The organism is Vibrio sp. YQ_11, from assembly GCF_043103065.1.
Taxonomy (GTDB): domain Bacteria; phylum Pseudomonadota; class Gammaproteobacteria; order Enterobacterales; family Vibrionaceae; genus Vibrio; species Vibrio parahaemolyticus.
In genome coordinates, this window is sequence record NZ_JBICJM010000034.1 from 49,002 (window position 1) to 62,253 (window position 13,252).

General features: G+C 45.6%; 12 protein-coding genes. All 12 read right to left on the reverse strand.

From position 1 onward, the window contains the following. Positions 1 to 105: 105 nt before the first annotated feature. A complete protein-coding gene (der, locus tag ACF8EG_RS13170) occupies positions 106 to 1,602 on the reverse strand; it encodes a ribosome biogenesis GTPase Der (RefSeq protein ID WP_005483018.1) in 1,497 nt (498 codons plus the stop codon). Positions 1,603 to 1,769: 167 nt separating this feature from the next. Then, complete coding sequence (gene bamB, locus ACF8EG_RS13175; RefSeq protein ID WP_025526815.1) at positions 1,770 to 2,930, reverse strand: outer membrane protein assembly factor BamB; 1,161 nt, start codon at positions 2,928 to 2,930, stop codon at positions 1,770 to 1,772. Positions 2,931 to 2,945: 15 nt separating this feature from the next. After that, positions 2,946 to 3,560: a YfgM family protein gene (locus ACF8EG_RS13180; protein WP_005460236.1), complete on the reverse strand. Its 615-nt coding sequence runs from the start codon at positions 3,558 to 3,560 to the stop codon at positions 2,946 to 2,948. Between the two features lie 125 nt (positions 3,561 to 3,685). Beyond that, on the reverse strand, positions 3,686 to 4,954 hold the full coding sequence (gene hisS, locus ACF8EG_RS13185; protein ID WP_020904180.1) for a histidine--tRNA ligase: 1,269 nt from the start codon (positions 4,952 to 4,954) through the stop codon (positions 3,686 to 3,688). Positions 4,955 to 4,980: 26 nt separating this feature from the next. Beyond that, positions 4,981 to 6,099, reverse strand: coding sequence for a flavodoxin-dependent (E)-4-hydroxy-3-methylbut-2-enyl-diphosphate synthase (ispG, locus tag ACF8EG_RS13190; RefSeq protein WP_005460234.1), 1,119 nt, complete (start codon positions 6,097 to 6,099; stop codon positions 4,981 to 4,983). A 6-nt stretch (positions 6,100 to 6,105) separates the two neighbouring features. Then, a complete protein-coding gene (rodZ, locus tag ACF8EG_RS13195; RefSeq protein ID WP_025526823.1) occupies positions 6,106 to 7,056 on the reverse strand; it encodes a cytoskeleton protein RodZ in 951 nt (316 codons plus the stop codon). Between the two features lie 413 nt (positions 7,057 to 7,469). Continuing rightward, entirely contained in the window at positions 7,470 to 8,597 is a 1,128-nt protein-coding gene (locus tag ACF8EG_RS13200) for a bifunctional tRNA (adenosine(37)-C2)-methyltransferase TrmG/ribosomal RNA large subunit methyltransferase RlmN (protein ID WP_015296287.1), read from the reverse strand. Positions 8,598 to 8,816: 219 nt separating this feature from the next. Then, positions 8,817 to 9,242, reverse strand: a complete 426-nt coding sequence (gene ndk / locus ACF8EG_RS13205) for a nucleoside-diphosphate kinase (protein ID WP_005460254.1) — start codon at positions 9,240 to 9,242, stop codon at positions 8,817 to 8,819. A gap of 86 nt (positions 9,243 to 9,328) precedes the next feature. After that, a complete protein-coding gene (gene pepB / locus ACF8EG_RS13210) occupies positions 9,329 to 10,627 on the reverse strand; it encodes an aminopeptidase PepB (RefSeq protein ID WP_005460223.1) in 1,299 nt (432 codons plus the stop codon). Positions 10,628 to 10,798: 171 nt separating this feature from the next. Continuing rightward, positions 10,799 to 10,993 carry a Fe-S cluster assembly protein IscX gene (iscX, locus tag ACF8EG_RS13215; RefSeq protein ID WP_005460231.1) on the reverse strand — a complete coding sequence of 65 codons (195 nt, stop codon included), beginning with the start codon at positions 10,991 to 10,993 and terminating at the stop codon, positions 10,799 to 10,801. Positions 10,994 to 11,037: 44 nt separating this feature from the next. Next, entirely contained in the window at positions 11,038 to 11,376 is a 339-nt protein-coding gene (gene fdx / locus ACF8EG_RS13220; RefSeq protein WP_005460237.1) for an ISC system 2Fe-2S type ferredoxin, read from the reverse strand. 12 nt (positions 11,377 to 11,388) lie between these two features. After that, the gene (hscA, locus tag ACF8EG_RS13225; protein WP_015296286.1) at positions 11,389 to 13,242 is read right to left on the reverse strand and encodes a Fe-S protein assembly chaperone HscA; all 1,854 of its coding nucleotides are present in this window, start codon (positions 13,240 to 13,242) and stop codon (positions 11,389 to 11,391) included. Between the last annotated feature and the right edge of the window lie 10 nt (positions 13,243 to 13,252).

The following is a 13,252-nucleotide window of genomic DNA, read 5'->3' on the forward strand; positions in this document are numbered from 1 at the left end:
AAAGTAAGGTTTAGAAAAGGACACATCTCACATCACTTTTAGAGGTTGCAAAAAACAGATAAAAAAATACCCAAGTAAAAACTTGGGCATCTTCAAATACTTAAATTATTTTTTGCGGTTTTTAACCACAGACATCATACGTTTACGCTTACGCTCTTGAGACAAGGTTAGCTTGTTCGCACGATTCTCAAACGGGTTTTCGCTATTCTGGAAGTTGATACGAATTGGCGTACCCATAATTTCCAGTGACTTGCGGAAGTAGTTCATCAAGTAACGCTTGTATGAATCCGGAAGTTCACGAACCATGTTACCGTGAATCACGACGATTGGTGGGTTGTAACCACCTGCGTGCGCGTATTTTAGCTTGATACGACGGCCACGAACCATTGGCGGTTGGTGATCATCAGTCGCCATCTTCATGATACGAGTCAAAACAGAGGTACCAACACGTGTCGTTGCCGACTTGTACGCTTCTTGGATAGACTCAAATAAGTGACCAACACCAGTACCGTGCAGTGCAGAGATAAAGTGAATACGAGCAAAGTCAACGAAACCTAGGCGGCGGTCCAGCTCTTTCTTCACGTTCTCTTTTACTTCGTTATCTAGACCATCCCACTTGTTTACCGCTAATACGATTGAACGACCAGCGTTCAATGCAAAACCTAGCAGGCTCAAGTCTTGGTCAGAAATATTTTCACGTGCGTCGATAACCAATAGCACTACGTTTGCGTCCTCGACGGCTTTCAACGTTTTAACAACGGAGAATTTCTCAACCGTTTCGTTAATACGACCACGACGACGTACACCCGCAGTATCAATGATTACATACTCACGGCCATCACGTTCCATAGGAATGTAGATTGAGTCACGAGTTGTGCCTGGCATGTCGTATACCACAACACGTTCTTCGCCAAGAATACGGTTGGTTAACGTCGACTTACCAACGTTTGGACGACCAATGATTGCCAGTTTAATTGGCTGTTCTTGTAGACGTTGGAACTCCGCTTCCGCTTCTTCTTCGGTGTATTCGTCTGGTGCAATTTCAGCGTCTTCAAATTCTGTCAGATCTTCAATCTCACCTTCTTCTGATTCACTTGTTAGTAAATCATCAAAGAATGGAGCTAGCGCACGCTCAAGCAACGCTGTAACACCACGACCGTGTGCAGCCGCGATTTGGTACATGTCATCAACACCAAGCTGCCAGAAATCAGCACACGCAGCGTCAGCATCAATACCATCAATTTTGTTTACTACCAGCATCGCTGGTTTTTCAATTTTACGCAGATGCGCCGCAATCGCTTCATCAGCAGGTGTAAGACCAGCACGACCGTCAACAAGGAATAGCACAACGTCAGCTTCATCAATCGCTGCTAGCGACTGCTCTGCCATTTTGGTTTCCACGCCTTCTTCTGTGCCATCAATACCGCCAGTATCAATGACAATGAATTCGTGCTCTTCATCAAGACGAGCTTGGCCGTATTTACGGTCTCGCGTTAGGCCTGGAAAGTCCGCAACCAACGCGTCACGTGTGCGTGTCAATCGGTTAAATAGTGTAGATTTACCTACGTTCGGACGCCCAACTAGAGCAACAACAGGTACCATAACAACCTCTACAATAATCTTTCTTCTGTAGTTATAGGTAACGACTTGCCCGATGCCAAATCAAGCCAGCTTTTTACCTATAACCACGTCAGGGTTAAAAATTTCAAACAACAAAACGGCTCCTAACTGTCACCAGCCAGGAGCCGAATGTGAATTATATCACGATATTATTCGTTAATGGTTAGTTTCTTTACATCGCCGTTGCGAGTTGTAATGACATAACCATCAGACAATAGAGTCGGACCAACCGCAAAACCACTGTCATCAACGAATTGTTGAGCTACGAACTCACCCGTCGAACGATCTAACCAGTGCAGGTAACCTAGGGTATCACCTAAAACTAAATAGTTACCGACGATAACTGGCGCAGTTAACTGACGGTGTTCTAATAGGCTATTTTCCCACAGTTCAGTACCGCTTCGAGCATCAACCGCGACCACGTGATCTTTTTCGGTGATCACAAAGATACGACTGCCGTCCGTTGCGATATCGTTCGCTGACGAATAATTACGCTTCCAGATTGGGTTAGCCGAACGCAAATCAATAGCGATCAACTGACCATTGTATCCAATGGTGAAAAGAGTTCCGCCCAGTACAATAGGAGAAGAGTCAACGTCAACCAGACGGTCAATTTCCGTAGCGCCTTTCGGTGTGCCTACTGGCTGTTGCCAAATAAGCTGACCACGTTCCACAATCGCTGCGGCTAGTCGACCATTTGCCGTACCCCAGAAAACACCACCACCAATCGCAGTTGGAGTGCTGTCTCCGCGTAGTGTCAGGTTTGGAACTTCAGTACTTAATGCCCAGCGCTGCTCACCAGAGCTTTCATCCAAAGCAATCAACATACCACGGCTGGTATTTACGATGATCAAGCCTGAATCCGCAACGGGTTTCGCCAGAACTTCACCACCGACTTTAATGCGCCAAATGATTTCACCAGTTTCTTGGCTTAGTGCAATCACTTCACCATTTTCAGAACCGATGTAAAGATGTTCGTACGCCGCAGTAATACCGCCAGACAGACGAGCAATCACGTCTTCTTCCAGATCGGTTTGCCATAATTGCTTACCATTTTCTGGATCAAGCGCTTTCACCAAACCATCACGGCTCGCGACAAACAACATGTCGTTTGCGTAGACAGGAGAAAGCTTTGAGAAGTAATGACCAACACCATCACCAATCGATGTGTTCCATTCACTCTTGGTCGTAAACTGGCTATCTACCTGCGGTAGTGGTGCCATAACGATGGTATCTTCCTCGCCAGCACAACCAGCTAGGATGCCCACCGTTAATGCCCCTAACAAGGCTTTCTTAAAGACTCTTTTCATCCAATGCGGTCCTTATTATTTCGCCAAGTCGTCCAATTTCATTTGCAGTGTTGGGCTTGCATCTGCTGCTTGCTGCGCTTCTGTGTAAGCCGCGTAAGCTGCATCTTTGTCACCTTGACGAAGTGCAATATCACCACGCAATTCAGCAATGCGACCAGCCCATGCTGTATCTGTCACTTTGCCTAGCTCAGTGTTTGCAGCATCAAAGTTACCCATTTCTGTCTCGATACGAGCGATGCGGTAGCTAATTAGTGGAGATAAAGCAGCATCTTTCGTATTGCTTTGAGCCCATTTAAGTTGCTCAAGAGCAGCAGCAAAGTCTTTCGCTTCGACTTGTGCTTTTGCTAGTTGCAGAGCAGCCAATACTGAATATTCTTTAACTTCGTTCGATTCGATAAAAGCTTGCACATCTGATTGCGCATCTACGCCTTTTTCTTGCAGCGTATTCATTGCGGTTGTGTAGCTTTGCGAAGCTGTTTCACTCGCCTGAATCACAGTATCCTGGTAGTAACGCCAGCCAAATAGACCACCTAAGCCAACAACAGCACCGATGATGACGGCTTTACCGTTTTCCTTCCACCAGTCTTTAATAGCTTCAACTTGTTGTTCTTCAGTATCGTAAAGTTCCACTTCCTGTCCTCTTAAAACATGTAAATGGCAGCAAAGCTGCCATTGCTCCTATTTCGTCGAAAGGCTCCGATTTTGGGAGCCTTATTGTTACGAACTAGGATTTAATCTTTAGCTTATTAAAAGACTTAAATCAGTGCTGCGATCTTCTCAGCAACTTCAGCTTGGCTGTAAGTCTCTTGCTCACCACCAACTAAGTCTTTTAGTACAACGGTATTGTCGGCAACTTCGTTTTCACCCAGAACCAATGCTACAACAGCACCTACTTTATCTGCGCGTTTAAACTGTTTCTTGAAGTTACCGCCACCGAAGTGATTCATCACGCGAACGCCTGAAATAGCCTCACGAAGCTGCTCTGCTAGCTTCATACCTGCCATCATGGTGCCTTCACCTGCAGTTACCACGTAAACATCCACACTGCGACGAACGTCTGTAAGCTCTAAAGTTTCCAACATAAGAACTAGACGCTCTAGACCCATTGCAAAGCCAACTGCTGGTGTTGGTTTGCCACCAAGTTGCTCTACAAGACCGTCGTAGCGACCACCGCCACACACAGTGCCTTGAGCACCAAGGCTTTCCGTGATCCACTCAAATACTGTGCGATTGTAGTAATCCAGACCACGAACAAGACGTTCGTTAACTGTGTATTCGATACCTGCTGCGTCTAAAAGTTCACATAGACCTGCGAAGTGTGCTTTAGATTCTTCACCTAAGTACTCAGAAAGACGCGGTGCATCACCTAAAATAGCCTGAATGTCAGGGTTCTTCGTATCCAGAACACGCAGTGGGTTAGTGTGCATGCGGCGCTTACAATCTTCGTCTAGCACATCGATATGTTGTTCAAGGAAGGCAACCAGTGCTGTGCGGTAGTCTGCGCGATCTTCTTGAGAACCGATTGAGTTCAGTTCAAGACGAACGTGCTTGTCGATGCCTAATTCACGCCATAGACGTGCAGTCATCATGATAAGCTCGGCGTCAACGTCAGGGCCATTTAGACCAAACACTTCCACACCACATTGGTGGAATTGACGGTAACGACCTTTCTGCGGACGCTCATGGCGGAACATAGGCCCCATGTACCACAGACGCTGTTCGTCACGGTTGATCAGGCTGTTTTGAATACATGAACGTACACAACCCGCAGTACCTTCAGGGCGAAGTGTTAGGCTGTCTCCGTTACGATCATCAAAGGTGTACATTTCTTTTGAAACGACGTCTGTCTCTTCACCAACAGCGCGGCTGAATAGGTTTGTTTCTTCAACGATTGGCATGCGCACTTCGTTATAACCGTATGCGCTAATTACATTTTTCACTGTGTTTTCAAGTTTCTGCCACAGTGGAGATTGAGTTGGGAGACAATCGTTCATGCCTCGGATTGCTTGGATTGTTTTTGCCACAATACTTACCGTAATACTCGTTGAGATTAATCTTGTACTTTTATTTCAATGCGATTTTCGCTATCCATCATAGACGCTTTCGCACGGATCTTTGCTTCTAGCTGATTCACAAGGTCATTGTTATCGAAACGCTCTTTTTGACGTTTTCCGTCTTCATAGAACGCACTCTTCTTGTTGCTACCCGCAAGACCCAAATGGGAAACCTCAGCTTCACCAGGACCATTTACCACACAGCCAATAATAGACACATCCATTGGTGTGATTATGTCTTCTAAACGCTGCTCAAGCGCATTTACGGTACCAATAACATCGAATTCTTGGCGTGAACAACTTGGGCAAGCAATAAAGTTGATGCCACGAGAGCGAATACGCAAAGATTTCAGAATATCGAAACCGACTTTGATTTCTTCGACTGGATCAGCAGCTAAAGAGATACGTAACGTATCACCAATACCTTCCGATAAAAGCATGCCCAAGCCAACTGCTGACTTCACGGCACCTGCGCGTGCACCACCAGCTTCAGTAATACCTAAGTGAAGCGGCTGGTCGATTTTCTTCGCTAGCAAGCGGTAAGAATCAACCGCAAGGAATACATCCGATGCTTTAACGCTGACTTTGAACTGATCAAAGTTAAGACGATCGAGATGATCTACATGACGCATCGCTGATTCAACTAGGGCTTCTGGCGTTGGTTCACCGTATTTCATCTGCAGATCTTTTTCCAAAGAGCCGCCATTAACGCCAATACGGATCGGGATATTCTTATCACGCGCACAATCAACAACCGAGCGAATACGCTCTTCGTTACCAATGTTACCTGGGTTGATACGCAAACAATCGACGCCGTATTCCGCGACTTTCAGTGCGATACGGTAGTCAAAGTGAATATCAGCAACCAGAGGAACAGATACTTGCTGTTTGATCAGCTTAAACGCTTCTGCTGCTTCCATCGTTGGTACTGAAACACGGACGATGTCTGCGCCGACTTTTTCTAGTGCTCGGATTTGTGCGACTGTCGCTTCCACATCAGTCGTGCGAGTGTTAGTCATTGACTGTACGGCAATTGGTGCACCATCACCAATTGGCACATCACCCACATAAATACGCGTCGATTTACGACGAATAATTGGAGATTCGTGTTGCATAATTTTTTATAACGGTAGAGTGAATCTAGCTACTTTACCTGAAGTATACCCAGAAAGGTCGACAGGTTCACTTGCAAATGTCATTGTTACACCTTCCGGTGCGCCTAATATCACTTTAAATGGCGCTTTTCCGGTAAGTTCCACGTCTTGACCCGGTTTCTGAGTGCCACTTACGAGTGTTTTGCCGTTTGTATCTTTTACTTGGATCCAGCAATCTGCTTTAAATTTCATGGTGAGCAGAGTCATACCTTCTGGCACGACAGGAGATGCATCTTGAATCTCTTCTGCTGCTTCAATCACAGCAACTGGTTGTTGAGTTGCTTCTGTTGTCGACTCTTCTGTTTCTGCAGGTACCACTTCATCAGTTTGCGCTGCATTGATGGATGATTCTGATGCTGTATTGTTTGATGCCGCTAGTTCTGCTGGAGTACTTGCGATCAGCTCTTCTTCGGTCATTAGATCAATATCAGCAATTTCATCGGCACTTGGTTGGCTTGTTTCAACATTAGCCTCTGCTACAACTTGAGCGAGACTATTTTCTTGCTGATTTTGCCACCACCAAGCTGCTGAGATACCGATGATGACAATGGCTATTACCCAAGTCAGCAACATAATTCGGCTGTTGTGTTTCTCGTGTTTGGTTTTACGAGAAAAACTTTGCATTTCGATTTCTTGCTCTTTTGGCTTTACATCTGCCGTCTGTTCTAGAGCAACCAGCACCACTTTCTCATCTAGCCCGACAAACTTTGCGTAAGAACGCAAATAGCCGCGAGTGAATGTCGCTACTTGCTGAGATTCAAATCGGTTGTTTTCAATATCTTCAATAACAGAAACGCGAAGTCTCAGGCGATCAGCAACTTGCTTTTGAGTCATACCTAAAGATTCGCGTTTGTTTTTGAGTAATGTGCCCGCTTCAATCGAAAGCGGTACTTCATTGGTATTTTCGTGTTCTGTCATAATGGTGGTATTTAATCTGTTTTAGTGGCTAACACGGTTATTTATTTTCGTTGTTGTTCTTAAGCCTCACTTAAAGATAGCTAGCCTGTTCGCGTTAACCAAAATTATATTTTTAAGAAATTCTCAACAATTGAGTGTGAATACCCGTTTTGCAAAAATCAGCAAAGCGTATGAGAAAAAATGTTGAGAATAATCGGTGTCTTCATGAATGTTCTTCACCATGATAAGCGAATGTATAACGAAGACAAAAACTCTTTCCACTCAAACTAACAGATAGCTCAAGCTTTTGTCCAAACTTTGACACAGTAAATTGAAATAAACGCCAAAACCATTCAATTTCAGGGGTTACTTTACAAATACAACAAACAAAATAGCCAGAGCAAAGGCTCTGGCTATTTTTAATTTGGGGCAAATTATACCGCTTTTACGTCGATGGTTTCTGCACCGCGCGCAGCTTTTAAAGCCGCAGTACGTTTAGTACGGTCAATAACGTCACCGACTAACTGACCACATGCCGCATCAATATCATCACCACGTGTTTTACGAACCGTCACCGTATGCTCGTATTGCATCAATGTTTTTTGGAATCGGTCAATACGTGAGTTGCTTGGCTTCTTGTACGGAGAACCTGGATACGGGTTAAACGGAATAAGGTTGATCTTACATGGTGTGTCTTTCATCAACTCAGCCAGCTCGCGTGCGTGATCCATGTCATCGTTCACATGATCAAGCAACACGTACTCGACTGTTACTTTGCCACGGTTTGCGTTCGAAGATGCGATGTAACGACGAACTGACGCTAAGAAGTCTTGAATATCCCAACGATCGTTGATTGGCATGATTTCACTACGTAGCTTATCGTTTGGCGCATGTAGGGAGATAGCCAATGCGACGTCAATCTTACCTGTCATCTGATCAAGACCAGAAACCACACCTGAAGTTGATACAGTAACGCGACGTTTAGAAAGACCAAAACCAAGATCATCAAGCATGATTTCTAGCGCAGGGATCAAGTTCTTCATGTTTAGAAGAGGCTCACCCATACCCATCATTACGACGTTAGTGATTGGACGACGACCAGTTTCTTTTTGCAAACCGATTTCACGTGCAGCACGCCACACCTGACCGATGATTTCAGATACTTTTAGGTTGCGGTTGAAGCCTTGTTGAGCGGTCGAACAGAACTTACACTCCAACGCACAACCTACCTGAGAAGATACGCATAACGTCGCGCGATCCTCTTCTGGGATGTAAACCGTTTCTACGTCTTGGTCACCCACCTTCATTGCCCACTTAATCGTGCCGTCTGAAGAGTGCTGAGCTTCTGCAACCGTTGGGGCTTTAATTTCGCACTTGTGCTGCAGTTTTTCACGTAGTTTCTTGTTGATGTTCGTCATGTTGTCGAAGTCATCAACACCGAAATGGTAGATCCACTTCATAACCTGATCAGCACGAAACGCTTTCTCGCCTAGTTCTTCCGCGAAAAACTGACGCATGCCTTTGCGATCAAAGTCGAGTAGATTGATTTTTTCAGTAGTCATGTTGCCTCTCAATGACTGAAACAAGAATAAGGGCGCGAATTGTACAGCCTTTATGCAGCTACAACAAGAGGTCTAAAACCCTGTCTTTGCTAAGGCATTAAAAACACATTGGTTAAATATCAAACAACCTCACCAATGCGTCTTCGAACTGTTTCGATAATAAAAAGCCCCGGAATTATCCGAGGCTAACTATCTTTACGAGCACAAACTAACTACCAATTAGCGAGGGCAAATTTCTGACTCAGGGAAGAAGAACTCAATCTCACGAGCCGCTGATTCAGGACTATCTGAACCATGAACAGAGTTATGACGCATGCTTAGCGCGTAATCTGCGCGAAGTGTGCCTGCTGCCGCTTCTTCTGGGTTGGTTTTACCCATCAATTCGCGGTAACGTGCAATCGCATTTTCGCCTTCCAACACTTGAACCATAATAGGACCAGAAGTCATGAACTCTTTTAGAGGTTGGAAGAATTCTTTACCTTCATGTTCTGCGTAAAAACCGCTCGCCTGCTCTTCTGTCAGGTGAACCATTTTCGCAGCAATAATACGTAGGCCTGCCTTCTCGATTCGATTGTAGATTTCACCGATCAGGTTTCTTTCCACAGCGTCAGGCTTAACAATGGAAAACGTTCTTTCTAGAGCCATAAAGTTTCCTTTTTGTACTTGTAATAATAGTGTTTAAAAGTGACTTACTTGACTACGGCAGCGCCTAACTGACACCACCATAAATATTATTTTTCTGCTTGCTCATTAAGAAGGCGAGCAAGAGTGCGGACACCCATACCAGTAGCGCCAGCCGCCCACTTGTCTGATGCAGACTTACGGTAAGTACCAGCACAATCGAAGTGCAACCAGCCTTTCTTGTAGTCTTCAACAAAGTAAGACAAAAATGCAGCAGCGGTACTTGCGCCTGGACTGTAGTCTCCAGAGCTGATGTTCGATAAATCAGCGAAGTTTGACGGCAACATACCACGGTGGAAATCAGCCAGAGGCAGTGGCCACAGGCCTTCTTTCTCTTTGTTTGCTGCGGTTAGTGCTTGATGAGAAAGTTCATCATCAAAGCTCATTAACGCGTGGTAGTCGTTACCCAATGCGTTTTTCGCCGCGCCGGTTAACGTTGCGCAGTCGATGATCAACTCAGGGTTATGCTCGCTTGCATAGATAAGACCATCGGCAAGTACCAAACGACCTTCTGCGTCGGTGTTCATGATCTCAACAGTCTTACCATTTTTGTAGGTGATGATGTCGCCAAGCTTAAGCGCACGACCAGAAACCATATTCTCAGCACAACATAAGATCAGTTTTACGCGCTTGTTCAAACCACGTAAAATAGCTAACCCCAAACCGCCAGTAATCGTACCTGAACCGCCCATATCGGCTTTCATTGCACTCATAAAGTTTGAAGGCTTAAGGCTGTAACCGCCTGAATCAAAAGTAATGCCTTTACCTACTAGACACGCGAATACTGGTGCGTTTTCATCGCCAGTCGGGTTGTAATCCAATTGCAGCATTGCTGATGTGCGATCCGAACCGCGACCAACCGCATAGATACCTTCCCAACCTTCCGCTAATAGATCTTTATCTTTAACAATACGAGCCGTTACTGTGCCTTCTGGTGCGACAGATTTGATGAACTCAGCCGCCATCGTAGCAAGTTGACGAGGTGCAACTTCTTCCGCCGTTTTGTTGATGATATCGCGCGTAAAATCGGTCGCTTTAATGCGAGCTTGAAGTTCAGTTTGGTCTTCTTCAGAAAGCGCAGTCCATTCTAGTAAACCGTGTTTTTTCGGGTTGCGGTAACCTTGATGGAAAGCCCAGATGCTTTCCAAATCCCAATGTTCACCAGAAAGTAGAACTGAATGAATTCCTTGGCCATCTAGCTGACGAGCTGCACGCTGAATTGCACCAAGATCATGACCCTCACCTAGATGAATCGTCGCACCGGTTTCAGAGAATGAAAGTAGTGCTTTCTCACCCCAGTGTGGAGCAGCAGAATCTTGACTTAAAAATACAGACATCTGTGTAGACATGGGTTCTCCTTGTCTTATATCGGCGTAGCCTACGCCGCTTCTTTTTAATAACTCACGGATGTTAGCATTATGTAGGGTAAAAATGTCAACTTGATAAAAAAACGGACCTAGAGGTCCGCTTTTTTTAGTAAGAATTGTTAACTCGGCTGCGTTTTACCGCCGAATTGAGCATCAGTCTGCTTCGTCCATCCAGCACATGATGACCGCTTCTAGGATCTTTTCGTTACAATGGTTTGGCTCATCGTCAAACTCATCTAACTCCATGATCCATTGATGAAGATCGGTAAAACGCACGGTTTGTGGATCCACATCTGGAAACTTGTCACAAAGCTCAATCGCGATATCGCGAGAATCTGTCCATTTCATTGCTCATCTTCCTTTTTCTTCGCCCCTATTTTGGAGCGATAGTATTAATGATCTTCTGATGCGTGGTTTAGCGTGTATTTTGGAATTTCAACAACCAAGTCTTCATCCGCAACTTTCGCCTGACAACCAAGACGAGACTCCGGCTCAAGACCCCATGCTTTGTCTAGCATGTCATCTTCTAGCTCTTCGCTCTCTTCAAGAGAATCAAAACCTTCACGAATGATCACATGGCAAGTAGTACAAGCACACGATTTTTCACACGCGTGTTCAATACCAATACCGTTTTTTAGTGCTACGTCTAGAACGGTTTCACCCGTCTTCGCTTCCAACACTGCGCCTTCTGGGCACAAATCTTCGTGTGGTAATACAATAATCTTAGGCATAACTACTTTCTCTTATATATCGTCTACTGATTGACCTGACAATGCAGCTCGAATCGATTTATCCATACGGCGTGACGCAAAGTCTTGGCTAGCTTTGTCTGTATCTTTGATGCCTTGCTCAATGGCATTTGCATCATCACCATTACGCAGCTCAATCAGTGCTTCAATGGCTTTTAATAGATCTTGTTTTTCTTGCTCTGATAGTAGTTCATCACCATCAGCTTGCATTGCAGCGATCAAACCTTCAATCACCCGGTCGGCTTCAACGCGTTGTTCAGCTAACGCACGAGCTTGCATGTCTTCTTTGGCGTGAGTCATCGAATCACGCAGCATGTTCGCAACTTCGTTATCGCTTAAACCGTAAGAAGGTTTCACTTGAATTTCGGACTGAACACCAGTGCTCTTTTCCATTGCAGTCACAGATAGTAAACCGTCAGCATCAACTTGGTACGTCACTCGGATGTGCGCAGCACCTGCCGCCATAGGAGGAATACCTTTTAGTGAGAAACGCGCAAGTGAACGACAATCATCCACCATCTCGCGCTCACCTTGCACAACGTGCACGCTCATCGCCGTTTGACCATCTTTGAAGGTGGTAAACTCTTGCGCGCGAGCAACAGGAATCGTGGTGTTGCGCGGAATGATTTTCTCAACCAACCCACCCATGGTTTCAATACCCAATGATAATGGAATCACGTCAAGCAGCAGCATTTCAGAGTCAGGTTTGTTACCAGCAAGAATATCTGCTTGGATGCCTGCACCAATAGCCACCACTTCATCAGGATTGATGCTAGTGAGTGGTGTGCGGCCAAAGAATTCGCCTACCATTTCACGGACAAGCAAGGTACGAGTTGAGCCACCAACCATCACCACTTCAAGTACTTCCTCCGCTTCTACGTCAGCATCTTTCAGTGCACGACGACAAGACATCAGAGTTTTCTTCACGAGTGGGCGAATCAGATCTTCGAACTGCTCGCGTGTTACAGTGCCTTTCCAGCCAAACACGTCAACTTCTACGCTGTCTTGCTCAGAGAAAGCAATTTTGGTCGCCGTTGCAATGTTCAGTAATGCACGGTTTTTCTCAGCAGAAAGCGGCGCTTCTAGGCCAGCTTGCTCCATTAGGTAATCCGCTAATAGGTGGTCAAAGTCATCACCGCCAAGTGCAGAGTCGCCGCCTGTTGCTAATACTTCAAATACGCCTTTCGACAAACGTAGGATAGAGATATCGAACGTACCGCCACCTAAATCGTAAACTGCAATCACGCCCTCTTGACCTGAATCCAGACCGTAGGCAATCGCCGCAGCGGTTGGCTCATTAAGAAGACGCAGTACATGTAAACCCGCTAGCTTAGCCGCATCTTTCGTGCCCGCGCGTTGCGCGTCATCGAAGTACGCAGGAACGGTAATTACCACGCCCGCAAGCTCTCCACCTAGAGTTTCTTCTGCGCGTTTACCTAGCGCTTTTAGAATATCTGCAGAAACTTCAATCGGGTTTTTATCCCCTTGAGCAGTTTGCAGTACTGGTAAGCCATTATCACTCTCTTTAAAACGGTAAGGTAATGATGGGTAGCGAGATTGAATGTCTTTTAGCGAGCGGCCAATCAAGCGTTTCACTGAGATAATGGTGTTCTCAGGTTCAAACTCTGCTTTGGCTTTCGCATCGTAACCAACCACTGTTGATTCTGCTGAGTAATTCACCACCGATGGCAAAATGCTACGACCTTGCTCATCATTTAATGTGGTGGCATCGCCACTGCGTACAGAAGCGACCAAAGAGTTGGTAGTACCTAAGTCGATACCAGCCGCTAACTTATGCTCATGAGGTGCCGAGCTTTGGCCCGGTTCTGCGATTTGAAGTAGTGCCATGATTGGTCCT

Excerpts from the sequence above, each read along its gene's own strand:
- ispG (WP_005460234.1), bottom strand. The coding sequence starts at position 6,099 with ATGCAACACGAATCTCCAATTATTCGTCGTAAATCGACGCGTATTTAT.
- rodZ (WP_025526823.1), bottom strand. The coding sequence starts at position 7,056 with ATGACAGAACACGAAAATACCAATGAAGTACCGCTTTCGATTGAAGCG.
- fdx (WP_005460237.1), bottom strand. The coding sequence starts at position 11,376 with ATGCCTAAGATTATTGTATTACCACACGAAGATTTGTGCCCAGAAGGC.
- ndk (WP_005460254.1), bottom strand. The coding sequence starts at position 9,242 with ATGGCTCTAGAAAGAACGTTTTCCATTGTTAAGCCTGACGCTGTGGAA.
- iscX (WP_005460231.1), bottom strand. The coding sequence starts at position 10,993 with ATGAAATGGACAGATTCTCGCGATATCGCGATTGAGCTTTGTGACAAG.
- pepB (WP_005460223.1), bottom strand. The coding sequence starts at position 10,627 with ATGTCTACACAGATGTCTGTATTTTTAAGTCAAGATTCTGCTGCTCCA.
- hscA (WP_015296286.1), bottom strand. The coding sequence starts at position 13,242 with ATGGCACTACTTCAAATCGCAGAACCGGGCCAAAGCTCGGCACCTCAT.
- ACF8EG_RS13200 (WP_015296287.1), bottom strand. The coding sequence starts at position 8,597 with ATGACTACTGAAAAAATCAATCTACTCGACTTTGATCGCAAAGGCATG.
- bamB (WP_025526815.1), bottom strand. The coding sequence starts at position 2,930 with ATGAAAAGAGTCTTTAAGAAAGCCTTGTTAGGGGCATTAACGGTGGGC.
- der (WP_005483018.1), bottom strand. The coding sequence starts at position 1,602 with ATGGTACCTGTTGTTGCTCTAGTTGGGCGTCCGAACGTAGGTAAATCT.